The 21,640-nt window shown below is 62.3% G+C and carries 23 protein-coding genes; 11 read left to right on the plus strand and 12 right to left on the minus strand.

Annotated elements, in window-relative coordinates; translation table 11 throughout:
• Positions 1-3 precede the first annotated feature (3 nt).
• From mlaD to ACTJKT_RS03985, 3 genes are read right to left on the minus strand one after another with little or no spacing between them, the layout of a single operon-like run.
• Positions 4-471: an outer membrane lipid asymmetry maintenance protein MlaD gene (gene mlaD / locus ACTJKT_RS03975; protein ID WP_097305599.1), complete on the minus strand. Its 468-nt coding sequence runs from the start codon at positions 469-471 to the stop codon at positions 4-6.
• Positions 471-1,268, minus strand: a complete 798-nt coding sequence (gene mlaE, locus ACTJKT_RS03980) for a lipid asymmetry maintenance ABC transporter permease subunit MlaE (RefSeq protein ID WP_440786265.1) — start codon at positions 1,266-1,268, stop codon at positions 471-473. Before mlaE ends, mlaD begins: the two co-directional genes overlap by 1 nt.
• Positions 1,268-2,077 (minus strand): ATP-binding cassette domain-containing protein, encoded by an 810-nt coding sequence (locus ACTJKT_RS03985; RefSeq protein WP_009042197.1) that lies wholly within the window; start codon positions 2,075-2,077, stop codon positions 1,268-1,270. Before ACTJKT_RS03985 ends, mlaE begins: the two co-directional genes overlap by 1 nt.
• Positions 2,078-2,352: 275 nt before the next feature.
• On the opposite strand from ACTJKT_RS03985, the gene ACTJKT_RS03990 reads away from it, so the two are divergent.
• The 10 genes from ACTJKT_RS03990 (at position 2,353) to ACTJKT_RS04035 (ending at position 9,376) form a co-directional block, all read left to right on the plus strand.
• On the plus strand, positions 2,353-3,327 hold the full coding sequence (locus ACTJKT_RS03990) for a KpsF/GutQ family sugar-phosphate isomerase (RefSeq protein ID WP_025806429.1): 975 nt from the start codon (positions 2,353-2,355) through the stop codon (positions 3,325-3,327).
• Positions 3,327-3,851, plus strand: a complete 525-nt coding sequence (locus ACTJKT_RS03995) for a KdsC family phosphatase (protein ID WP_092417979.1) — start codon at positions 3,327-3,329, stop codon at positions 3,849-3,851. The genes ACTJKT_RS03990 and ACTJKT_RS03995 overlap by 1 nt, the downstream gene beginning before the upstream one ends.
• Positions 3,852-3,859: 8 nt before the next feature.
• The gene (lptC, locus tag ACTJKT_RS04000) at positions 3,860-4,432 is read left to right on the plus strand and encodes an LPS export ABC transporter periplasmic protein LptC (RefSeq protein ID WP_025806428.1); all 573 of its coding nucleotides are present in this window, start codon (positions 3,860-3,862) and stop codon (positions 4,430-4,432) included.
• Complete coding sequence (gene lptA / locus ACTJKT_RS04005; protein WP_007929869.1) at positions 4,419-4,964, plus strand: lipopolysaccharide transport periplasmic protein LptA; 546 nt, start codon at positions 4,419-4,421, stop codon at positions 4,962-4,964. Before lptC ends, lptA begins: the two co-directional genes overlap by 14 nt.
• Positions 4,964-5,689, plus strand: coding sequence for an LPS export ABC transporter ATP-binding protein (gene lptB, locus ACTJKT_RS04010; protein WP_007929870.1), 726 nt, complete (start codon positions 4,964-4,966; stop codon positions 5,687-5,689). Before lptA ends, lptB begins: the two co-directional genes overlap by 1 nt.
• A gap of 182 nt (positions 5,690-5,871) precedes the next feature.
• Positions 5,872-7,365, plus strand: coding sequence for an RNA polymerase factor sigma-54 (locus ACTJKT_RS04015; RefSeq protein ID WP_009047001.1), 1,494 nt, complete (start codon positions 5,872-5,874; stop codon positions 7,363-7,365).
• A 79-nt stretch (positions 7,366-7,444) separates the two neighbouring features.
• Positions 7,445-7,750 (plus strand): ribosome hibernation-promoting factor, HPF/YfiA family, encoded by a 306-nt coding sequence (hpf, locus tag ACTJKT_RS04020; RefSeq protein ID WP_007929872.1) that lies wholly within the window; start codon positions 7,445-7,447, stop codon positions 7,748-7,750.
• Positions 7,751-7,762: 12 nt separating this feature from the next.
• Positions 7,763-8,227, plus strand: coding sequence for a PTS IIA-like nitrogen regulatory protein PtsN (gene ptsN / locus ACTJKT_RS04025; protein WP_063428375.1), 465 nt, complete (start codon positions 7,763-7,765; stop codon positions 8,225-8,227).
• A 2-nt stretch (positions 8,228-8,229) separates the two neighbouring features.
• Positions 8,230-9,087: an RNase adapter RapZ gene (gene rapZ / locus ACTJKT_RS04030; RefSeq protein ID WP_038630614.1), complete on the plus strand. Its 858-nt coding sequence runs from the start codon at positions 8,230-8,232 to the stop codon at positions 9,085-9,087.
• Positions 9,088-9,103: 16 nt separating this feature from the next.
• Positions 9,104-9,376 carry an HPr family phosphocarrier protein gene (locus tag ACTJKT_RS04035; RefSeq protein WP_025806425.1) on the plus strand — a complete coding sequence of 91 codons (273 nt, stop codon included), beginning with the start codon at positions 9,104-9,106 and terminating at the stop codon, positions 9,374-9,376.
• Between the two features lie 30 nt (positions 9,377-9,406).
• Here ACTJKT_RS04035 and ACTJKT_RS04040 read toward each other — a convergent pair whose 3' ends face one another.
• From ACTJKT_RS04040 to pmbA, 6 genes are all read right to left on the minus strand, one after another.
• Entirely contained in the window at positions 9,407-10,300 is an 894-nt protein-coding gene (locus ACTJKT_RS04040; protein ID WP_440786266.1) for a ZIP family metal transporter, read from the minus strand.
• Positions 10,301-10,333: 33 nt separating this feature from the next.
• Positions 10,334-10,945, minus strand: a complete 612-nt coding sequence (locus ACTJKT_RS04045; RefSeq protein WP_440786267.1) for a superoxide dismutase — start codon at positions 10,943-10,945, stop codon at positions 10,334-10,336.
• A 1-nt stretch (position 10,946) separates the two neighbouring features.
• A complete protein-coding gene (locus ACTJKT_RS04050) occupies positions 10,947-11,396 on the minus strand; it encodes a hypothetical protein (protein WP_440786268.1) in 450 nt (149 codons plus the stop codon).
• Between the two features lie 27 nt (positions 11,397-11,423).
• Positions 11,424-12,800 (minus strand): class II fumarate hydratase, encoded by a 1,377-nt coding sequence (locus ACTJKT_RS04055; protein WP_440786269.1) that lies wholly within the window; start codon positions 12,798-12,800, stop codon positions 11,424-11,426.
• Entirely contained in the window at positions 12,793-13,188 is a 396-nt protein-coding gene (locus ACTJKT_RS04060) for a hypothetical protein (RefSeq protein ID WP_007929895.1), read from the minus strand. The genes ACTJKT_RS04055 and ACTJKT_RS04060 overlap by 8 nt, the downstream gene beginning before the upstream one ends.
• 252 nt (positions 13,189-13,440) lie before the next feature.
• Positions 13,441-14,787 carry a metalloprotease PmbA gene (gene pmbA, locus ACTJKT_RS04065; RefSeq protein ID WP_440786270.1) on the minus strand — a complete coding sequence of 449 codons (1,347 nt, stop codon included), beginning with the start codon at positions 14,785-14,787 and terminating at the stop codon, positions 13,441-13,443.
• A 108-nt stretch (positions 14,788-14,895) separates the two neighbouring features.
• Here pmbA and yjgA point away from each other — a divergent pair, with 108 nt between their 5' ends.
• Positions 14,896-15,417 (plus strand): ribosome biogenesis factor YjgA, encoded by a 522-nt coding sequence (gene yjgA, locus ACTJKT_RS04070; RefSeq protein WP_025806420.1) that lies wholly within the window; start codon positions 14,896-14,898, stop codon positions 15,415-15,417.
• Between the two features lie 48 nt (positions 15,418-15,465).
• Here the strand turns inward: yjgA and tldD are convergent, their stop codons facing one another.
• From tldD to ACTJKT_RS04085, 3 genes are read right to left on the minus strand one after another with little or no spacing between them, the layout of a single operon-like run.
• Positions 15,466-16,908 carry a metalloprotease TldD gene (gene tldD, locus ACTJKT_RS04075; RefSeq protein WP_007929903.1) on the minus strand — a complete coding sequence of 481 codons (1,443 nt, stop codon included), beginning with the start codon at positions 16,906-16,908 and terminating at the stop codon, positions 15,466-15,468.
• A gap of 27 nt (positions 16,909-16,935) precedes the next feature.
• Positions 16,936-17,775 (minus strand): carbon-nitrogen hydrolase family protein, encoded by an 840-nt coding sequence (locus ACTJKT_RS04080; RefSeq protein WP_440786271.1) that lies wholly within the window; start codon positions 17,773-17,775, stop codon positions 16,936-16,938.
• 58 nt (positions 17,776-17,833) lie between these two features.
• On the minus strand, positions 17,834-21,637 hold the full coding sequence (locus ACTJKT_RS04085; RefSeq protein WP_440786272.1) for a YhdP family protein: 3,804 nt from the start codon (positions 21,635-21,637) through the stop codon (positions 17,834-17,836).
• Between the last annotated feature and the right edge of the window lie 3 nt (positions 21,638-21,640).

Raw genomic sequence — 21,640 nt, forward strand, 5'->3', positions numbered from 1 at the left:
TCCTCATTTGGCGTCTTTGCTAACGGTATTGAGCAGGAATTTACCGATCAGGTCCTCAAGTACCAGTGAAGACTGGGTGTCGTGGATGGTCCCGCCATCCTTGAGCAACGAGTCTTCGCCGCCGACGCTGATACCAATGTATTTCTCGCCAAGCAGCCCAGCGGTCAGGATAGATGCAGTCGAGTCGGTCGGCAGGTTATCTACGCGCTTTTCCAACTGCAGCGTGACCCGACCAGTGAAACTGTCACGGTCCAGATCGATAGCCGTGACCTTGCCGATGGTCACACCGGCCATGGTCACTTTAGCTCTGACCGTCAAACCGGCGATATTGTCGAAATAGGCGTAAAGTTTATAAGTATCGGTGCTCGAGGTCGGGGACAAGCCACTGACCCGCAAGGCAAGCAACAGCAAAGCCAGGATGCCAGCCAGCAGGAAAAGGCCGACACCGATTTCCAGGGTGCGGTTTTGCATCAGAAATCTCCAAACATCAAGGCGGTCAGAATAAAGTCCAGGCCGAGTACGGCCAACGAGGCGTACACAACGGTCTTGGTAGTGGCACGACTGATCCCCTCTGAAGTGGGCTCGCAGTCATAGCCTTGGAATACGGCGATCCAGGTCACGACAAAGGCGAAAACGATGCTCTTGACGATGCCATTGAGCACGTCCTCATTGAACGTCACGCTGTTTTGCATGTTCGACCAGTAGGAACCTTCATAGACTCCCAGCCAGTCGACGGCCACCCACGAACCGCCCCAGATGCCCACCACGCTGAAGATGATCGCCAGCAACGGCAGGGAAATGAAACCGGCCCACAGACGTGGCGCGACAATGTATTTGAGCGGGTCGACACCGATCATCTCCAGGCTGGAGAGCTGTTCGGTGGCTTTCATGTTGCCGATTTCCGCGGTCAGCGCCGAACCGGCCCGGCCGGCGAAGAGCAATGCAGTGACCACCGGCCCCAGTTCACGCAGCAGGGTCAGGGCGACCATCTGCCCCACCGCCTGCTCCGAACCGTAGCTGGACAGGATATTGAAGCCCTGCAGCGCCAGTACCATGCCGATGAATATCCCGGAGACCACGATGATCACCAGGGACATCACGCCCACCGAATGCAGCTGCTTGACCAAGAGGCCAAAGCCGCCGCCGATGCTGCCGCGGCCGAACAACACGTGAAACAACATCAGGCTCGAACGCCCGAGCACCGCGAGAACGTCGATGCCCGAGCGACCGAACAGACGAATTCGCTCCAATAAAGATACTTTGCGCATCAGCGCTTCCCCAGAAGATCTGCGCGGTAATCAGGCGCTGGAAAGTGAAAGGGTACCGGACCGTCGGGGTCGCCTTTCATGAACTGGCGGATCCGCGGGTTATCGGAATCCATCAATTCGTCGGGCGTGCCCTGCCCCAGCACCTGGCCATCGCCCACCACATAGATGTAGTCGGCGATGCTCGCGGTTTCCGCCAGATCATGGGAAACCACGATGCTGGTGATACCCAACGCGTCGTTGAGCAGGCGGATCAGGCGCACCAGCACGCCCATGGCGATCGGGTCCTGGCCTACGAACGGCTCGTCGTACATGAGGATCTGCGGGTCCAGGGCGATGGCCCGGGCCAGGGCCACACGACGCTTCATGCCGCCGGACAGCTCGTCGGGCATCAGGTCGATGGCACCGCGCAACCCGACCGCCTGCAACTTGAGCAGGACGATATCGCGGATCATTTCATCCGGCAGCTGGGTATGAACGCGCAGCGGAAAGGCGACGTTCTCGAACACATCGAGATCGGTGAACAGCGCGCCGCTCTGAAACAGCACGCCCATCTGCTTGCGGGCGTCGAACAGATCGCCGCGCGACAACTTGGGCAGGTTCTGGCCGTTGACCCAGACTTCACCGCTGCTGGGGCGCAACTGCGCGCCCATCAACCGCAGGAGCGTGGTCTTGCCGCAACCGGAAGGCCCCATGATGCCGGTGACCTTGCCCCGTGGAATACGGATATCGACATTATTGAAGATGCTGCGCGCACCGCGCTTGAAGGACAGTCCCTTCAGCTCGACCGCGTAGGCGTTATCGGCACTCATCTAAACTCCTTGCGATGCAGCCTCTCACTCGGACGCTTGGCTCCCTGCCGGGAGTACATGCACCCAGGGCAGGCCGAACTGGCGGCGAACTATATCACTGCTGATACGGAGCCCCCAAGGCCGAAGCCATCCGTGTTCAGGTTCACGACAGGCTAAAACGGGCTTTACAGGGCAATTCCAGCCTATGGAAGGACAAAGGCTGACGAACTTGCGTGAGGGAATCGATCATTACCGCTATAATCGCCGCCTTTTCATCAGGCTATACGATTTCTGACATGAGCCAATCCAGCGACCTGATTCAATCGGCACAACGCACCATCCGCCTCGAGATAGAAGCCGTACAAGGCTTGCTGCCACATATCGACGCAGATTTCGTACGCGCTTGCGAGATGATTCTGGCCAGCAAAGGCCGCGTAGTCGTGGTCGGCATGGGCAAGTCCGGGCATATCGGCAACAAGATCGCCGCCACCCTGGCCAGCACCGGCACCACCGCGTTTTTTGTCCATCCGGCCGAAGCCAGCCATGGCGACATGGGCATGATTACCCGGGACGACGTGATCCTGGCCCTGTCCAACTCCGGCTCGACCAATGAAATCGTGACCCTGTTGCCGCTGATCAAGCGCCTGGGCATCCAGTTGATCAGCATCACCGGCAACCCTGATTCACCGCTGGCCAAGGCCGCCGAGGTCAACCTCAACGTCCAGGTCGAGCAAGAGGCCTGCCCGCTGAACCTGGCCCCGACCTCCTCGACTACCGCCGCCCTGGTCATGGGCGACGCCCTGGCCGTGGCGCTGCTGGAAGCCCGCGGTTTCACCGCCGAAGACTTCGCCTTCTCCCATCCGGGCGGCGCGCTGGGCCGGCGCCTGCTGCTGAAGGTCGAGAACGTCATGCATGCCGGCGAACAGCTGCCACAGGTCCAGCGTGGCACCCTGCTCAAGGATGCCTTGATGGAAATGACCCGCAAGGGCCTGGGCATGACCGTCATTGTCGAGGCCGACGGGCGCCTGGCCGGGGTCTTCACCGACGGCGACCTGCGCCGCACCCTGGACCGCACCATCGATATTCACCACACCACCATCGATGAAGTCATGACCCTTCACGGCAAGACCGCCCGCGCCGAAATGCTGGCGGCCGAAGCCCTGAAAATCATGGAAGACAATCGAATCAACGCACTGGTCGTGGTGGACAAGGACGATCGCCCGATCGGCGCCTTCAACCTGTCCGACCTGCTGCGCGCGGGAGTCATGTAATGAGCACGGATCTGCTGCAACGCGGCAAGAACATCAAGCTGGCGGTATTCGACGTCGACGGCGTACTGACCGACGGTCGCCTGTACTTCCTCGAAGACGGCAGCGAGTTCAAGACCTTCAACACCCTCGATGGCCAGGGCATCAAGATGCTGATGGCCGCGGGCGTACAGACGGCAATCATCAGCGGACGCAAGACGCCGGTGGTCGAGCGCCGGGCGAAGAACCTGGGGATACCCCATCTGTTTCAGGGCCGCGAGGACAAACTGGTGGTGCTGGACGGGCTTCTTGCCCAACTGGGCCTAAGCTATGAACAGGTCGCCTACCTGGGCGACGACCTGCCGGACCTGCCGGTGATCCGCCGGGTCGGCCTGGGCATGGCCGTCGCCAATGCCGCCAGTTTTGTCCGCGAACACGCCCATGGCGTCACCCAGGCCCGTGGCGGCGAAGGTGCCGCCCGCGAGTTCTGCGAGCTGATCCTGCGCGCCCAAGGCAGCCTTGAAGCGGCCCACGCCGCCTACTTATAGAGCCTCCCATGCTGAGCAAAAAGATTCGCAACATCCTGATCTTCGGCATCATCACCGTGCTGTTCCTGGCGGTGGGATACTGGAACATCAGCCCGGAACGCTTCCTCGACAAGCCGGTCGCGCAGGTCGACGAAAGCGCCATCGACTACTACGCCATCAACGCCCGTAGCGTGCAGTACCTGCCCGACGGCAAGCTGCAGTACGAAATGACGTCCGACAAGGTCGAACACCTCAAGGCCAGCGAGGTGACGCTGCTGACCAAGCCGGACCTGCAGATGTATCGCGGCACCGCCTTCCCCTGGCACGTCCAGAGCGAGCACGGCGAAGTCAACCCGGATGGCACCCAGGTCGAGTTGATCGATTCGGTACGGGTTTCCCGCACCGACGAGAAAAATCGCAACCTGCTGATCACCACGACCCGCATGACAGTATTCCCGCAGAAGCAATATGCGCAGACCGATCAAGACGTTAGAATCGACGGCGCCGGCGGCGTGACGACTGGCAAGGGAATGAAAGCGTATTTGAAAGACGGCAGGATGAACCTGCTATCGAACGTAAGAGGACAGTATGAGGCTCGTTAAAACCCTCCCTATTTTGCTCGGTCTGGGCGCAGCACTGGGAAGCGTGAGCGCCTGGGCTCTGCCGAACGATAGCCAGCAACCCATCCGCATCCAGGCCGACGACGCTCAACTGGACGACAAGAATGGCGTAGCCACCTACAGAGGCGACGTGATCATCACCCAGGGCTCGATGAAGGTCACCGGCAATACCGTGACCATCACCCGCACCCAGACCGGTGACATTGACGTGGTGACCTCGGTGGGCAACCTGGCCTACTTCGAACAGATTCAAACCCAGGGCGACACCAAGCCGGTCCAGGGCTACGGCGTGACCATCCAGTACCACGCCGCGCAGAACCGCGTCGTGCTGATCGACCGCGCCAAAGTCGTCGACAAGGATGGCAACATCACCCAGGGCGAGAAAATCGTCTACGACACCAACAAGAAGCTGGCCAGCGCCGGCCGCGCCACCGGCAGCAAGGTCACCGAGTCGCGCCCACGGATCGACATGGTCATCCAGCCGAAAAAGAAAACTGACGAAAAGGCCCAGTAATGGCAACTCTGAAAGCTCAGCACCTGGCCAAGAGCTACAAGAGCCGCCAGGTCGTGCGTGACGTCAGCCTGTCCATCGACAGCGGCCAGATCGTCGGCCTGCTCGGCCCCAACGGCGCCGGCAAGACCACCTGCTTCTACATGATCGTCGGCCTGGTCCAGGCCGATCAGGGACGTATCCTGATCGACGACCTGGATGTCAGCCACCAGCCGATGCACGGCCGCGCCCGCGCCGGGATCGGTTACCTGCCGCAGGAAGCCTCGATCTTCCGCAAGCTCTCGGTGGCCGACAACATCATGGCCATCCTCGAGACCCGCAAGGAGCTCGACAAGGCCGGCCGTCGCCAGGAACTGGAAAGCCTGCTGCAGGAATTCCACATCAACCACATTCGCGACAACCTCGGCATGAGCCTCTCCGGTGGTGAACGTCGCCGCGTGGAAATCGCTCGCGCCCTGGCCACCGCACCCAAGTTCATCCTGCTCGACGAACCCTTCGCCGGCGTGGACCCGATCTCGGTAGGCGACATCAAGCAGATCATTCACCACCTGAAGGCCAAGGGCATCGGCGTGCTCATCACCGACCACAACGTCCGTGAAACCCTGGATATCTGCGAAACCGCCTACATCGTCAACGACGGCCAGCTGATCGCCGAAGGCGACGCCGAAACCATCCTCGCCAACGAGCTGGTCAAGGAAGTTTACCTGGGCCATGAGTTCCGCCTGTAAGCCCTGAGGTGTTTGGCTGGTCGCCAGAGCGCCCGCCCCAATAAAACCCTGCTGTTTTTATTGTTACAGCGCTCTAGGCAAACACTTCAGTTTCAGGCATATAATTTGCTTATGTTTGGCGCTCACGCGCCCTGTAGTGGATGGCGCATGTGCGCCGGCGAATAAGGTGTTAAGCCCCTGCCATGAAACCATCGCTAGTCCTCAGAATGGGCCAGCAGCTGACGATGACACCGCAGCTGCAACAGGCCATCCGCCTGCTCCAATTGTCGACCCTGGACCTGCAACAGGAAATCCAGGAGGCCCTGGAGTCCAACCCGATGCTCGAGCGCCAGGAAGAAGGCGACGACTTCGATAACACCGATCCGCTGGCCGACAACGCCGAGCAGAAACCCAATACCGATATCCAGGAACCCTCCTACCAGGAAACCGCCCCGACGGTGGACAACCTCGAGGACGGCGAATGGAACGAGCGCATTCCCAACGACCTGCCGGTCGACACCGCCTGGGAAGACGTCTACCAGACCAGCGCCAGCAGCCTGCCCAGCAACGATGACGACGAGTGGGACTTCACCACCCGCACCTCGGCCGGCGAAAGCCTGCAGAGCCATCTGCTCTGGCAGTTGAACCTGGCGCCCATGTCCGACACCGATCGCCTGATCGCCGTGACCCTGATCGACTGCATCAACAATCAGGGCTATCTGGATGAAACCCTCGAGGAAATCCTCGAAGCCTTCGATCCGGAGCTGGACATCGAACTCGACGAAATCGAGGCCGTCCTGCACCGCATCCAGCAGTTCGAACCCGCCGGCATCGGCGCCCGCAACCTGGGCGAATGCCTGCTGCTGCAACTGCGCCAGCTGCCCGCCAAGACCCCTTGGCTGACTGAAGCCAAGCGCCTGGTCACCGACTTCATCGACCTGCTCGGCAGCCGCGACTACAGCCAGCTGATGCGGCGCATGAAGCTCAAGGAAGACGAACTGCGCCAGGTCATCGAGCTGGTACAGAGCCTCAACCCACGGCCTGGTTCGCAAATCGAATCCACCGAAGCCGAATACGTGGTCCCCGACGTCATAGTGCGCAAGGACAACGAACGCTGGCTGGTGGAGCTGAACCAGGAGTCCGTGCCGCGCCTGCGCGTCAACCCGCAGTACGCCGGCTTCGTGCGGCGCGCCGACACCAGCGCCGACAACACCTTCATGCGCAATCAGCTGCAGGAGGCCCGCTGGTTCATCAAGAGCCTGCAGAGCCGCAACGAAACCCTGATGAAAGTCGCCACCCAGATCGTCGAGCATCAGCGCGGCTTCCTCGAGTACGGCGATGAGGCGATGAAACCGCTGGTCCTGCATGACATCGCCGAAGCGGTGGGCATGCACGAATCGACGATTTCACGGGTGACCACGCAAAAATTCATGCATACCCCTCGGGGCATTTATGAACTGAAATACTTTTTCTCCAGCCACGTAAGTACCTCCGAAGGCGGTGAATGCTCGTCCACGGCGATCCGCGCGATCATCAAGAAACTGGTCGCCGCGGAAAATCAGAAAAAGCCGTTGAGTGACAGCAAGATCGCTGGTTTACTGGAGGCACAAGGCATTCAGGTAGCCCGTCGTACCGTCGCCAAGTACCGCGAATCCCTGGGGATCGCGCCTTCCAGCGAACGGAAGCGGTTGATGTAGCCGCCGGGCTCGCCACAGCGTTTCAGTGGCAGGTCAATCGACCTGCCGCTTTATGCACTGGCAACGAAGGAGAAGCTGTATGCAAGTCAACATCAGTGGACACCAACTGGAAGTGACCGAACCCCTGCGCGCTTACATCGGCGAAAAACTCGACCGACTGGAGCGGCACTTTGACAAGATTACCAATGTGCAGGTAACGCTGGCCGTCGAAAAACTGAAGCAGAAAATCGAGGCCACGCTGCACATCCATGGTGGGGAAGTCGTCGCCAATGCAGAACATGACGACATGTATGCCGCAATCGACTTGCTCACGGACAAGCTTGACCGCCAACTGAAAAAGCATAAGGAAAAGCAACTCCACCTTCTCCAAGGCACGGGTCGCTAACACTCCCCTCCCATGATCCGACTTGAAAGCATCCTGACCCCCGGCCGTTCCCTGGTGAACGTGCCGGGCGGCAGTAAAAAACGCGCCCTCGAACAAATTGCCAACCTGATCAGCCGCGAAGTGCCTGATCTGGAGATGCAAGATGTCTTCGAAAGCCTGATTGCCCGTGAAAAACTGGGTTCCACCGGTTTTGGCAACGGCATCGCCATTCCACACTGCCGCCTCAAAGGCTGTGAGGCGCCCATCAGTGCCCTGATGCACCTGGACGCTCCCATCGATTTCGACGCCATCGACGGCGCCCCGGTCGACCTGCTGTTCGTACTGCTGGTCCCGGAAGCCGCCACCGATGCGCACCTGGAACTGCTCCGGCAGATTGCCAGCATGCTGGACCGCAAAGAAGTACGCGACAAGCTGCGCAGCGCCAGCAGCAACGAAGCCTTGTACAAGGTTGTCCTGGACGAACAGAACGGTCAGTAATCATGCGCTTGATCATCGTCAGCGGCCGCTCCGGCTCAGGTAAAAGCACCGCCCTCGATGTACTCGAGGACAATGGCTACTACTGCATCGACAACCTGCCGGCCGGGCTGTTGCCCGAACTGGCCGAGCGGGCGCTGATCCATACCGAACTGACGCAGCCACTGGTCGCCGTGTCGATCGACGCCCGCAACCTGCCCAGCCATCTGTCGCGCTTCCCCGAACTGCTCGAGGAAGTGCGCAGCCGGCATATCCAGTGCGATGTGCTGTATCTGGACGCTGACGAAGAAACCCTGCTCAAGCGCTTTTCCGAAACCCGCCGTCGCCACCCCTTGAGCAGCAACAACCGCTCGCTGGCCGAGGCGATCCAAGACGAAAGCCATCTGCTGGGTCCGATTGCCGACCTGGCCGACCTCAAGGTCAACACCACCAACCTGAACCTGTATCAACTGCGCGATACCATCAAGTTGCGCCTGTTGAACCAACCAGAGCCGGGCACTGCCTTTCTGGTGGAGTCCTTCGGGTTCAAGCGGGGCATGCCGGTCGACGCCGACCTGGTGTTCGATGTGCGCTGCCTGCCCAACCCCTATTGGAAGCCCGAGTTACGCGACCAGTCCGGGCTCGACCAGCCGGTCGCCGAATACCTGGCCGCCCAGCCGGATGTCGAGGAAATGTTCCAGGACATCTCCAGCTACCTGCTGAAATGGTTGCCCCGTTTCGCCGCCAGCAACCGCGCCTACGTTACTATTGCCATTGGCTGCACGGGCGGCCATCACCGCTCGGTCTACCTGACCGAACGCCTGGGCCAAGTCCTGCAAAAGTCCCTGAAGAACGTCCAGGTTCGCCACCGCGACCTTAGCTGAAAGGATCTACCCCGCGATGCCTGCTCTGGAAATTGAAATCATCAACAAACTGGGTCTGCATGCCCGTGCCTCGGCAAAGTTCGTCGGCGTGGCCGGCCAGTTTCCTTGCCAGATCCGCGCCGGGAGAACCCCGGAGTCGATGGTCGACGGCAAGAGCATCATGGCAATGATGATGCTGGCCGCCGGCAAGGGCACCAGGATTCATCTGAAGACCGAAGGCGACCAGGAGCAGGAGGCGCTGGAAGCGCTGGTGGCACTGATCAACAACTTCTTCGACGAAGGCGAGTAGGTTCGGCAGGGCAAACCTGCCGAAAGGCACTCAAGCGAGTGCCGTATCCATGACCATCATCAGGCAAAAACCGATACACAAGCCCAGGCTGGCCAGCTTTTCATGACCGTTGCGGCGTGATTCGGGGATCACTTCATGAGTGACCACCAGCAGCATGGCCCCTGCCGCCAATGCCAGTCCCAGCGGCAACAGCATCTCGGCCAGGCTCACCAGCCACGCACAAAGCAACGCGAACACCGGTTCCACCAGGCCTGACGCGGCGCCGATCAGGAACGCCTTGACCCTGGACATGCCGGCGCCAGCCAGCACCAGGGCGATCACCAGGCCTTCGGGCACATCCTGCAAGGCGATCCCCATGGCCAGGCTGTCCGCCTCCGGCATGCCGCCACCCGCGGACACGCCTACGGCCATTCCTTCAGGAATGTTGTGGGCGATGATGGCAAACACAAACAACCAGATACGCGGCGGGATGACCGGGTGCTCAAGGGTGCCCACCAATTTCTCCGGGCAGCCCCCCGACACCTTGCGATCCACCAGAAACAGCCCCAAGGCGCCGAGCATGATGCCGAAGCTGATCAGGCCACTCGAAGCCCAGGGTAATAAACCGAGTTTTTCCGCTGCGGCAATCCCGGGCACGATCAGCGAAAATGCCGTGGCCGCCAGCATCACCCCGGCGCCAAACCCCAGCAGGGTGTCACTCAGCGCCAGCGGCATCTTGCGAATCACCAGCACCGGCACTGCCCCCAGCGCAGTTCCCAGGGCACACACCGCCCCACCCTGCAACGCACGCAACAAGCGCGGCTCCAGGTCCAGCCAGGACAAGCCCTGGGCAACCAGCAATGCAGTACCCGCCAACAGCAACAGCGAACCGAACGCATAACGAAACATCCGTCCGCTGCTGATCGTCAGTGTTTCAGTGCCCATAGTCAGCCTTAGGTCTTTTTTATAGGTGGGGGCTCAAACCAGCGCGGCCTGATAGCGCTGGGCTACTTCAGGCCAATTGATCACGTTGTAGAACGCATTGATGTATTCCGGACGCCGGTTCTGGTAACGCAGGTAATACGCGTGCTCCCACACGTCCAGACCGAGAATCGGGGTATTGCCGTTCATCAACGGGCTGTCCTGATTGCCGCTGCTCTCGACAACCAGGGTCTTTTGCGGGGTCACGCTGAGCCAGGCCCAACCGCTGCCGAAGCGGGTGAGCGCGGCCTTGGTGAAGGCCTCCTTGAAACTCTCGAAACCACCCAACTGCTCGTCGATTGCCTGGCCCAACGCGCCGTCCGGCTTGCCTCCGCCGGTCGGCGCCATCACCGCCCAGAACAACGAATGGTTGGCATGCCCGCCGCCCTGATTGATCACCGCAGCCCGCAGCTTCTCCGGCAACTGCTGGACCCCCGCCACCAGTTTCTCCACCGACCAGTCAGCCCATTCGGTGCCTTCCACGGCCGCGTTGAGGTTGTTGATGTAGGTCTGGTGGTGCTTGGTGTAGTGAATCTCCATGGTCTGCGCATCGATGTGCGGTTCCAGGGCATCGTAGGCGTAGGGCAATGCAGGCAAGGTAAAGGACATATCAATGGGCTCCGTAATGAGGGGCATTCGGGGTCGCGGCGCCGGAAGTCGATTGCGCGACATTGCTCTCCAGCAGGCGGTGGGTACGGGGGTATTCACCGTGCTCACCGATGAAGTTGAGCAACTCGACATAGGTCTTGCTGCTCTGGCGCAGCGCGGCTTCCCGCAGCGCCGGCGCCAGGCGGTTGTCCTGCATGGTCTGCAACAGCCGCTGGTGGATGGCGCAGAGGTATTCCGCGCTCTCCTCCGGCTGGTTCAGGCGCAGGTGCAGGTCCGCCAGGTTGTGATGGGAGATGACACAGGCCGCCACCGCTTCATCGGCATCGCTCCAGCGCTCGAACAACACCTGCGCCAGGGCCAGGGCCTGCAAGTAATACTCACGGGCATCCACCAGGTCGCCCTGCATGAAGAAACGGTTTGCCCTTTCGATCGTGCGTTTCCAGTGCTCCATGGTGAACCTCCAAAGCAATGTCGGGATTTACACGCCGCCCGCGGTGAGTTTTTCCGGATCGAGCAGGATCTCCAGCTGGCTGCGTGACAGATCAGTGTGTTCAAGGGCCACGTCGATCACCGGGCGCCCCTGCTTGTAGGCGGTCTTGGCGATTTCAGCGGCCTTCTGGTAACCGATGATCGGGTTGAGCGCCGTGACCAGGATCGGGTTGCGCGACAGCGCTTCCTTGAGCTTGGGCTCGTTGACCTTGAAGCTGGCAATCGCCTTGTCCGCCAGCAGGCGGCTGGAGTTGGCCAGCAGCTCGATGCTGCTCAACAGGTTCTGCGCAATGATCGGCAGCATGACGTTCAGCTCGAAGTTGCCCGACTGCCCCGCCACCGTGATCGTGGTGTCGTTGCCGATCACCTGGGCCGCCACCATCGCCGTGGCTTCCGGAATCACCGGGTTGACCTTGCCCGGCATGATCGAGGAGCCCGGTTGCAGCCCTTCCAGCTCGATTTCGCCGAGGCCGGCCAAGGGCCCGGAGTTCATCCAGCGCAGATCGTTGGCGATCTTCATCAAGGTGACCGCGATGGCCTTGAGCTGGCCGGAGACCGCCACCGCGGTGTCCTGGGAGCCGATCAGGGCGAACAGGTTCTTGCCCGGCGTGAACTGCACCTGGGTCAGGCTGCTCAGTTGCCGACTGAAACCCGCGGCGAACTGCGGGTGCGCGTTGATCCCGGTGCCCACCGCGGTACCGCCCTGGGCCAGGGATTGCAGGCTCGGCAGCAGATCCTGCAGGTGGCCGATATTGGCCTTGAGCTGCTGCGCCCAACCTTCCAGCACCTGGCTCATGCGCACCGGCATCGCATCCATCAAGTGGGTACGGCCGGTCTTGATGAACGGATGGACCTCCACCGCCTTGCGCTCGATGACCTGTACCAGATGCACCAGCGCCGGCAGCAGCTGTTCATGCAGGCCCAACGCGGCGCTGACGTGAATGGTGGTCGGGATGATGTCGTTGCTGCTCTGCCCGCAGTTCACATGGTCGTTGGGGTTGATCGGCTCGCCGAGCAAGCGGCTGGCCAGGGTGGCGATGACTTCGTTGGCGTTCATGTTGGAACTGGTGCCGGACCCGGTCTGGAAGATATCCACCGGGAAGTGCTGCATGAAGTCGCCTTCCAGCAGGCCCTGGGCAGCGTCGACTATGGCCTTGCCCTGAGATTCGCTCAGTTGCTTGAGTTCGACGTTGGCCTTGGCCGCGGCCGCCTTGGCCAGGATCAGCGCGCGGATGAACTGCGCCGGCATGCGCTGGTGACTGATGGGAAAGTTATCCACCGCACGTTGGGTCTGTGCGCCATACAGCGCCTGCTCCGGAACATGCAGTTCGCCCATGCTGTCGCGTTCGATACGGGTATTACTCATCGGGAAATCCTTGCACCAGTTCGATAAGGGGAATGGATGGCAGCAACGAGCAGGTCGCCAGTTGCCAGGCATGGCTTTGCCAGCGCTTGAGCCGGCATTTGCAGAAAGACAGGCGTTCCAGGTCACGCAACGGGCGCCAGGCCTGGTCCAGGCACTGGCTGCGCCAATGCCAGGGCAGCGCGGTATCGGTGGCGGTATCGAGCAGCAGGCGGAATGAGGTTTCGGCGATCAGCCAGGGCGAGGTGGCGGTGCAGCACGCCAGGTAGCGCCCTTCGGCCAGGTAATGCTCGATCAGGCGCGGCTCGTCCGGATCAAGGGCACAACGGATCTGGCGACTCATCCAGCGCCAGCTTTCGAGGTAAGGCTGCTCGTGCAAGGCAGAACTCATGACCTGGGCTCATTCGATAATGAGATTTATTATTATATGATATTGAGAATCAAAACAAGTTCGTGATCAACGCGCCCCCTGTAGGAGCGAGCTTGCTCGCGATAAGTGTTCTGTCAGACAAGGGTGCGGCGGCAGGCAATGCGCTTCGCGAGCAAGCTCGCTCCTACCCGGATCGCCAGCGTTCAAAAAGCCGGGCAATAAAAAAGCGCGCGCCCCGGATGGGACGCGCGCTTTTGTTGACGCCGTTACGACTTAGCTGCCCGCGACCGTCATGCGTTCGATCAATACCGAACCGGTGCGGATGTTGCTGCGCAGCTCCAGATCGTTACCGACAGCGATGATCTGCTTGAACATGTCGCGCATGTTGCCGGCAATGGTGACTTCCTGGACAGCGAACTGGATTTCGCCATTTTCGACCCAGAAACCGGCCGCGCCGCGGGAGTAATCGCCGGTGACCATGTTCAGCCCCTGGCCCATCAGTTCGGTGACCAGCAGGCCCCGGCCCATGCGGCGCAGCAGGGCCGCCTGGTCTTCCTCGCCATGGGTCACGAACAGGTTGTGCACGCCACCGGCGTTGGCGGTGCTGGGCAGGCCGAGCTTGCGCCCGGAATAAGTCCCCAGCACATAGGACACCAGCTCGCCGTTCTCGACGAAAGGCTTGGCGTAGGTGGCCAGGCCATCGCCATCGAAGGCCGAACTGCCCAGGGCGCGCATCAAGTGCGGACGCTCATCGATGGTCAGCCACTCGGGGAACAGCCGCTGCCCCAGCGCGCCCTCGAGGAAGGACGACTTACGGTACAGGTTGCCGCCGGAAATCGCCCCGAGGAAGCTGCCGAACAATCCGCCAGCCAGTTCTGCGGAAAACAGCACCGGCACTTCGCAGGTCGGTACCGGGCGCGCGCCCAGGCGGCTCGCGGCCCGTTGCGCGGCGCGCTGGCCGATGGTTACCGGATCCGTCAGCAGATGGCCCTGGCGGTTGACGTCGTACCAGTAGTCACGCTGCATCTGGCCGTCGGCCTCGGCGATCATCACGCAGCTCAAACTGTGACGAGTCGAAGCATAACCGCCGATAAAACCGTGGCTGTTGCCATACACACGGCAGCCCTGGTGGGTACTCAGGGTGGTGCCGTCGGCGTTCTTGATCCGGCTGTCGGCGGCAAAGGCCGCGGCTTCACAGGCCAGCGCCCGTTCGATGGCTTGCTCCGGGCTGATGTCCCAGGCGTGAAACAGGTCGAAGTCCGGCACGTCCCGGGCCATCAGGGCGGCATCGGCCAGCCCCGAGCTTTCGTCTTCCGAGGTGTGCTTGGCGATGGCCAGGGCCGCGGCGACGGTTTCGCGAATCGCTTCGGGACCACTGGCCGAAGTGCTGGCCGAGCCCTTGCGCTGACCGACGTACAGCGTGATGCCAAAACCCTGGTCGCGATTGAATTCGACGGTTTCCACTTCCCGCTGGCGAACCGAAGTCGACAGGCCCTGCTCCAGAGAAACCGCCACTTCGCAGGCACTGGCACCCTGGCGCTTGGCCTCGGCGATGATCTGCTCGACTTGTTCCTGCAGTGCCGGCAAAGCCTGCGGGCCGACGCTTTGTGCTGCACTCATGGTTTTCTCCACTCAAATTCTGCTTTCGGTTAAGGCCTTCGAGCGACCGGGCCGGACAAGCGGCCCCCGACTGGTTATCATGGCGGCGTTTCTTTGCGGACTGCCACCATGGTTGATTCTTACGACGACTCCCTCGATGGGGAGAAAAGCAAATCCCAGGTCAAACGCGAGCTGCATGCTCTGGTTGACCTCGGCGAGCGCCTTACAACACTCAAGCCCGACTTGCTGAACAAACTGCCGTTGACCGACGCTCTGCGCCGAGCCCTGGCGGATGCACCCAAGCATGTCGCCCATATCGCGCGTAAACGCCACCTGCAATTCATCGGCAAGCTGATGCGCGATCAAGACACCAGCGCGATCCTGGTGCTGCTGGACCAGCTCGACGCCTCGACTCGCCAGTACAACGAACGTTTCCATGGCCTGGAGCGCTGGCGCGATCGTTTGATCGCGGGCGATGACGCGGTCCTGGAGAAGTTCGTCACCGACTATCCGGAAGCGGATCGTCAGCAGCTGCGCTCCCTGATTCGTCAGGCCCAGCATGAGGTAGCGCATAACAAGCCACCTGCCTCCAGCCGTAAAATCTTCAAATACATCCGCGAGCTGGACGAGACTCAACGCGGTCTGCGCTGAGCCTCGACTCGGGTGGGTTGCCCTGCAACCCACCCGCCGCTTCACGCCTCAAGCGCCCGTGCCACCCACGGTGATCGCATCGATCTTCAAGGTCGGCTGGCCGACACCCACCGGCACCGACTGCCCATCCTTGCCACAGGTCCCCACGCCGCTGTCCAGCGCCAGGTCGTTACCGACCATCGACACCCGGCTCATGGCTTCCGGCCCGTTGCCAATCAGGGTCGCGCCCTTGACCGGAGCAGTGATCTTGCCGTCTTCGATCAGGTAGGCCTCGCTGGTGGAGAACACGAACTTGCCACTGGTGATGTCCACCTGACCGCCACCCAGGTTGGCGCAGTAGATGCCTTTTTTCACCGAGGCGATGATTTCCGCCGGATCGCTTTCGCCACCCAGCATGTAGGTGTTGGTCATGCGCGGCATCGGCAGGTGCGCATAGGACTCGCGACGGCCGTTACCGGTGCGGGCCACGCCCATCAGTCGGGCATTGAGCTTGTCCTGCATGTAGCCCTTGAGCACACCGTTCTCGATCAGGGTGGTGCATTCGGTCGGGGTGCCTTCGTCGTCGATGCTCAGCGAGCCGCGCCGCCCGGCCAGGGTGCCGTCGTCGACGATGGTGCAGAGTTTCGAGGCCACCATCTCGCCCATGCGGCCGCTGTAGGCCGAACTGCCTTTGCGGTTGAAATCGCCTTCCAGGCCATGGCCTACCGCTTCGTGCAACAGCACGCCGGACCAACCGGAACCCAGCACCACTGGCAGGGTGCCGGCTGGCGCGGGGATGGCTTCCAGGTTGACCAGGGCCTGGCGCAAGGCCTCACGGGCATACCCCATGGCGCGGTCTTCACTGAGGAAATAACGGTAATCGGTACGCCCGCCGCCGCCATGACCGCCACGCTCGCGGCGGCCATTCTGCTCGACGATCACGCTGACGTTGAAACGCACCAGCGGCCGCACATCCGCCGCCAGGCCGCCATCGGTGGAAGCGACGAGGATGCGTTCCCAGACCCCGGCCATGCTGACGCTGACCTGCTGGATGCGTGGGTCGAGGGCCCGGGTCGCGGCGTCGACACGCTTGAGCAGCTCGACCTTTTCCGCGCGGCTGATGACTTCCAGGGGGTTGTCCGGCGCATACAGCTGGGCCACGTCCTGGGTGGTAAAGGCCTGCACAGTGCCGTTCTGCCCGGCACGGGAAATCGAACGCGCGGCCCGGGCAGCCAAACCGAGCGCTTCAAGGGTGATGGCATTGCTGTAGGCAAAGCCGGTTTTCTCACCCGACTGCGCCCGCACGCCAACGCCCTGGTCCAGATTGAAGCTGCCTTCCTTGACGATGCCGTCTTCCAGCGACCAGGACTCGGAAATCTGCCCCTGGAAATACAGGTCGGCGGCATCGATACCCGGGCCGGCCAGATCGCCGAGCACGCCCTGCAGGCTTTCCAGGGTCACGCCGCCGGGCGCCAGAAGGTGTTCACTGACTGAAGATAACAACCCGCTCATATGCTTTACGCCTTAAATTCGTCGTTCTTAAGCAAGTCGCTGCGCGCCTTGCGAGAAAAAGCGCCGGTGACTGGCCACCGGCATACGCGCCCGGATGGACGCCTGTTCGCTGCTGTCGCGCTCGGCCAGCAGCACGGCCTCGCCTTGATCCTGTTGCGCCAGCACCCGTCCCCAGGGGTCGACGATGGCCGCATGGCCGAAGGTCTCCCGGGGTCCCGGATGAATACCGCCTTGCGCCGCCGCCAGCAGGTAGCACTGGGTCTCGATGGCCCGGGCGCGGATCAATACGTCCCAATGCGCCGCGCCGGTCACCGCGGTGAACGCCGAAGGAGCGCTGATCAGTTCCGCCCCGGCGGCTCGCAATTCGCTGTACAACTCGGGGAAACGCAGGTCGTAGCACACGGTCAGGCCAACCCGGCCCACCGGCGTATCCGCGACCACCACCTGCTCTCCATGAGCATAGTCATCCGACTCCCGGTAACGGCCACGATTGTCGGCCACATCCACATCGAACAGATGCAGCTTGTCGTAACGCGCCACTTGCTCGCCGTGCTCGTCGATCAGCAGCGAGCAGGCACGGGCCTTGGCCTCAGGCTGGTCCACCGGAGGCAGCGGCAAGGTGCCGGCCACTATCCATAACTTGAGGTCGCGTGCGGCCTGTTTCAACCAGGGCAGGATCGGGCCTTCGCCCCGGGCCTCGGCACGACCGATGGCCGCCGCGTCGCGACGGCCCATGGCGGCGAAATTCTCCGGCAGCACGGCCAGCCGCGCACCGCCGACAGCAGCCTGTTCCAGCAGGTTTCGCGCCTGCTGCAAATTGGCCAGCACGTCGCTCTGGCTGACCATTTGAATCACCGCAAGAGACATGGCGCACTCCAGGTTGGATATGTGGCCATGCTACTCCATAGGCCCGGGCCGCGGTTTTTCAAAAAGGCTTGTCGAAGGTGATTTTCGGGTCTTTCCAGGGTCCCTTGACGCTGTACTGGACGCTGGCGAAGCGCGACACCCGGTCGCCGATCAGCTTGTCGATCAGAAACAGCGCTCCGCCGACCGCCGGCGCACCGACGATCAACGCAGCGATCGGCAGATTGTTGGTCACCGGCAACGTCACCAGCAGCTTCGAATCCACCTGGTCGGCCACCAGGTCCAGGGTGCCATTGAGTTCCAGGTTGCTCGACGGCCCGGTCAGGGTGATGGGTTCGCGGGTCACGTAGACACCATTGCTGGCCACCAGCAACCCCTTGACCCGGTCGTAGCTCAGGCCCTTACCGAACAGGTCGGAAAAGTCCAGGCGCAAGCGCCGGCCGATGGAGTTGAAGTTCAGCAAGCCAAATACCCGCAAGGCCTGCGCCCCGCCTTCGACTTCCACGAACTGGCCCTTGCGCAGGGTCGCATCCAGGCTGCCCGAGAACCGCTTGGGCCCGACCCAGGCCGGCGAGCCAGGCCAGCGCCCGTCCACATCCAGGTGGAACTCTTCGCTGGTCACGGTCGGCGCAAAGCCCCAGCCCTTGAGCACGTCCGCCAGATTCTTGCCGCCCAGGCGACCCTTGTACCAGCTGGTGGCCGCGCCGGGTTCGCCTTCCCAACCGCCGGCGCCCTGCAGGACCATGCCCTTGAGGCCCAGGTCGAGACTGTTGAAGGCCATGCCCTTGGCGGTCGGACGCACTTTCAGCGACCAGGCGCCGATCAGGTCGTTGCCCTGGTACAGCTGATTGATCGAGAGGTCCAGCGCCGGGACCCTCTTCGGGTCGACCGAGGCCAGTGGGTCCGGCGCGTTCTCGTCGGCCTGCACCGTCGGATCGGCGGCCGGCAGGCGCACGTACTGCAGATTGATCGCCATCGGCGCAGCCTTGGCATCGGGAATCGCCACGTTGCCCTTGGCCTGCAGGCTGTCGAGTTGCAGGGCCCAGGAGGACGGCTTGCGCGTCAACTGCACACGGGCCTCGTCCAGGGTCGTGCCGAAACCGCTGAGCTTGCCGACCCTGAAGTCGGCGCCGCTGAGCAACTGCTTGGCGCTGCCCCCCGCGTCTTGCCCGGCATAACGATCGACCAGCGTCTTCCACGGCTCCACATCCAGCTCCGACAGCACACCGCGCACCCGCAGGCCCTTGGCCCCCGGCAGCACGGCGTCGCCCTCGCCGAGGAACAACTCGCCACGGCCATCGGCAAAATTGCCGCTCGGCGCGGCGAAGGTGAAATTGGCCAGATCGCCGTAATCGAACCAGTAACGCCGCTCGGCGCCCTGCAAGGTCATGCGGAATACGCTGTCACGCCCCTGGCTCGCCGCCATGCCGAACGGCGCGGGCAAGTCGACGGCAACGCCCTTGAGGCTGGAGCTGACCATCAGCTGGCTGTCCGCACCGTCGAGGTTGAGCTGCAACTGGTAGGGAATATCGCCGGAAACCGGCAGCGGCTGGTTGTACTTCAGCCATTGCGTGAGCTTATTGACCGACACCTGGCCCTTGGCGACAACCCGGGTATCGAGCTTTCCGGGACGACCGTCGGCAAAGATTTGCGCGGTCACCGGGCGCTCGAAGGCCTGGGCGCTGATGCCCTGGCCGCTCAGGCCCTTGCCGCTGTCGAAGCGGAAATCGCCCTTGAGCTGGCTCAACTCCAGTTCCGGCTCGCTCAACTTGAGTCGCGCCTTGCTGGTCTTGAAGTCCACCAGCACCTTCGGCTCTTCGCCCTTGACCAGCGGGATATCCAGCTTCAGCTTGCCCTGCAGGTCGCCATCGCCCTGCCAGCCGGCAAAGGTCGGGCCCGTGCCGATAGGCGCTTCCTGAAGAATCTTCAAGCCATCGCCCAGGCCGCCGGCGAACTCGCCGTCGATAAACATGTGGCTGCTTTGCCCGGCGGGCACATGGGGAATATTGACGTAGACATCCTTCACCTGGGTGTCGAGCAACTGACCCTGGCTGGCCAGGATGCGCACGCCGCTGTCCTCGATGAACACATCGCCGCTGACCTTGCCGATATGCGGCCAGCCCGGCTGGAAGGCCAGCTCGGCATCGTGCACCTTGAAGAACAGGCTGATGCTGCGCGCGGTGTCGGCCGCGCCATGGTTCAGCGAACCCTGGTACTGGAAGAAACCTTCATCCACCGCGCCCTTGAGAATTGCCGTGCGCAGCCATTCGTCCAACGCCGGGCTGAGCACCTCGGGCAGGTACTTGGCGGTATAACGACCGTCGCCATCGACCAGACCGACCCGCAGGTCCATGTAGTCTTCCTGGGTGTGATCGAAATGCAGGCGGATCAGGAAGTCGCCAGCGATCTTGCCCTCCTCGCCCAAAACCTTGAGGTACGGCGCGATCAGGGTGAAACCCTGCTGGTCGAGCTTCCAGGTCAGCCGGGCATTGGCCTGGAGGTACTGCCAGGGCTTGGCGAAGATCGGGTCCAGGTGCAAGGCGAAGTCCTTGCTGTCCATGCGCAGCTCGCCCTGCCCCAGGTCGCCGCTGATGCTGCCGCTGACGTTACGGGCCGCCGGCGCGCCGCGATAGGCGTTGAACCCGACCTGCTCCAGGTTGGCGGCAAAACTCAGGCGCTGATCGCCGCTGACCTGCGGCCGGAAGTCGAGCAGGACATTGCGCAGCGCGCCCGTGACCTTGAGGTTGTCGATGATCGCCGCGACCTTTTCCGGCAACGGCGCCCAGGCGTCCAGGACCGACGTGATCGGCGTCAGGTCGAGGCGGTCGGCCTGCAAGTGCCAGAGTTCTTCGGCACTGTTGACGGTCCCGGTCTGTTGCAGCTGCAGGCGTGACTCCCAGCGCGTCTCGCCGAGGTTCATGGCCAGTGAATCGAAGATAACGTTGAAGCTCTGCGCGTCGCGCTGGAAGTAGGCGTTGAGCGCCAGATTCTTCACGGTAATCGGCTTGCGCTCGTCATAGGCCCCACGGATCTGCGGCGCATTCAGACGCGCCACCAGGCTGCGCAACAGGCCATCGCCCCAGCTGATCCAGAACTCGCCACCGGCCTTGAGCTCGGAGAACTTCCACTGTTGGGTCACCCGCGGCGGCAGCCATTTCGCCCAGTCGCTTTGTGGCAGGCTCAGGTAGGCGTCGACCAGCCCTTCGCGCCAGGCGCTGGCGCGGATTCGAGTGCGCAAGCTGACAGCCAGAGGCTGACCGTCCGGCAGGGTCAGGCGCGCATCCAGGCGTTGACGGCTGGGACCGACACGCAGATTGAGGCCGACGTAGGTCAAGGCAATCGCGGGATGATCGAGCGGTTGCAAGGTGACCTGGCTATCGAGCACCGACAACTCACTGACCATCTGCATGCGGTTGAGCAACTGCTCGGGGTCGAGGGGCTGGTTATCCTGCACCGGCAAGCCTTCAAGCGCCCAACGCCCATCCGGGCCTTCCTTCAGACTCAGGTTGAGGCCGCTGAATTCAAGATGCTTGACCCGCAGTTGGCGCGCCAGGGCGCTGCCGGGCAGATCGGGCGCCACCCGCACCTGATCCAGGCGCAAGGCGTTGGCGCCCTCGCCGACTGTCACGTCGTGGGCCAACAGGATGGGCGAGAAACCGCTCCAGCTGCCTTCCAGCCGGCCGATCTGCACCGGCATGCCCAAGGCTTCCTGAGCCTTGGCCTGGACCTCGGCCCGATATTCAGCCACCAGCGGGGTCAGTTCCCGACCCAGGCTGACGTACAAGGCCGTCAGCACCAGCAGCAACGCACAAAGCCCCAGCCCCCAGCGGGTCAGAGCAGCGAGAAAGCGCATCAGACGCTCCATGTC

The sequence above is a fragment of the Pseudomonas sp. 22526 genome (genome assembly GCF_052044735.1).
Taxonomy (GTDB): domain Bacteria; phylum Pseudomonadota; class Gammaproteobacteria; order Pseudomonadales; family Pseudomonadaceae; genus Aquipseudomonas; species Aquipseudomonas piscium.

Bases quoted from the DNA above. Each gene is read 5' to 3' on its own strand.
- hpf (WP_007929872.1), top strand. From the start codon at position 7,445: ATGCAAGTCAACATCAGTGGACACCAACTGGAAGTGACCGAACCCCTG.
- mlaE (WP_440786265.1), bottom strand. From the start codon at position 1,268: ATGCGCAAAGTATCTTTATTGGAGCGAATTCGTCTGTTCGGTCGCTCG.
- tldD (WP_007929903.1), bottom strand. From the start codon at position 16,908: ATGAGCGGGTTGTTATCTTCAGTCAGTGAACACCTTCTGGCGCCCGGC.
- ACTJKT_RS04015 (WP_009047001.1), top strand. From the start codon at position 5,872: ATGAAACCATCGCTAGTCCTCAGAATGGGCCAGCAGCTGACGATGACA.
- ACTJKT_RS04055 (WP_440786269.1), bottom strand. From the start codon at position 12,800: ATGAGTAATACCCGTATCGAACGCGACAGCATGGGCGAACTGCATGTT.
- mlaD (WP_097305599.1), bottom strand. From the start codon at position 471: ATGCAAAACCGCACCCTGGAAATCGGTGTCGGCCTTTTCCTGCTGGCT.
- ACTJKT_RS03995 (WP_092417979.1), top strand. From the start codon at position 3,327: ATGAGCACGGATCTGCTGCAACGCGGCAAGAACATCAAGCTGGCGGTA.
- pmbA (WP_440786270.1), bottom strand. From the start codon at position 14,787: ATGAGTGCAGCACAAAGCGTCGGCCCGCAGGCTTTGCCGGCACTGCAG.
- ptsN (WP_063428375.1), top strand. From the start codon at position 7,763: ATGATCCGACTTGAAAGCATCCTGACCCCCGGCCGTTCCCTGGTGAAC.
- ACTJKT_RS04085 (WP_440786272.1), bottom strand. From the start codon at position 21,637: ATGGAGCGTCTGATGCGCTTTCTCGCTGCTCTGACCCGCTGGGGGCTG.
- ACTJKT_RS03990 (WP_025806429.1), top strand. From the start codon at position 2,353: ATGAGCCAATCCAGCGACCTGATTCAATCGGCACAACGCACCATCCGC.
- ACTJKT_RS04060 (WP_007929895.1), bottom strand. From the start codon at position 13,188: ATGAGTTCTGCCTTGCACGAGCAGCCTTACCTCGAAAGCTGGCGCTGG.
- lptB (WP_007929870.1), top strand. From the start codon at position 4,964: ATGGCAACTCTGAAAGCTCAGCACCTGGCCAAGAGCTACAAGAGCCGC.
- yjgA (WP_025806420.1), top strand. From the start codon at position 14,896: ATGGTTGATTCTTACGACGACTCCCTCGATGGGGAGAAAAGCAAATCC.
- lptC (WP_025806428.1), top strand. From the start codon at position 3,860: ATGCTGAGCAAAAAGATTCGCAACATCCTGATCTTCGGCATCATCACC.
- ACTJKT_RS04040 (WP_440786266.1), bottom strand. From the start codon at position 10,300: ATGGGCACTGAAACACTGACGATCAGCAGCGGACGGATGTTTCGTTAT.
- ACTJKT_RS04045 (WP_440786267.1), bottom strand. From the start codon at position 10,945: ATGTCCTTTACCTTGCCTGCATTGCCCTACGCCTACGATGCCCTGGAA.
- ACTJKT_RS04050 (WP_440786268.1), bottom strand. From the start codon at position 11,396: ATGGAGCACTGGAAACGCACGATCGAAAGGGCAAACCGTTTCTTCATG.
- ACTJKT_RS04035 (WP_025806425.1), top strand. From the start codon at position 9,104: ATGCCTGCTCTGGAAATTGAAATCATCAACAAACTGGGTCTGCATGCC.
- rapZ (WP_038630614.1), top strand. From the start codon at position 8,230: ATGCGCTTGATCATCGTCAGCGGCCGCTCCGGCTCAGGTAAAAGCACC.
- lptA (WP_007929869.1), top strand. From the start codon at position 4,419: ATGAGGCTCGTTAAAACCCTCCCTATTTTGCTCGGTCTGGGCGCAGCA.
- ACTJKT_RS04080 (WP_440786271.1), bottom strand. From the start codon at position 17,775: ATGTCTCTTGCGGTGATTCAAATGGTCAGCCAGAGCGACGTGCTGGCC.
- ACTJKT_RS03985 (WP_009042197.1), bottom strand. From the start codon at position 2,077: ATGAGTGCCGATAACGCCTACGCGGTCGAGCTGAAGGGACTGTCCTTC.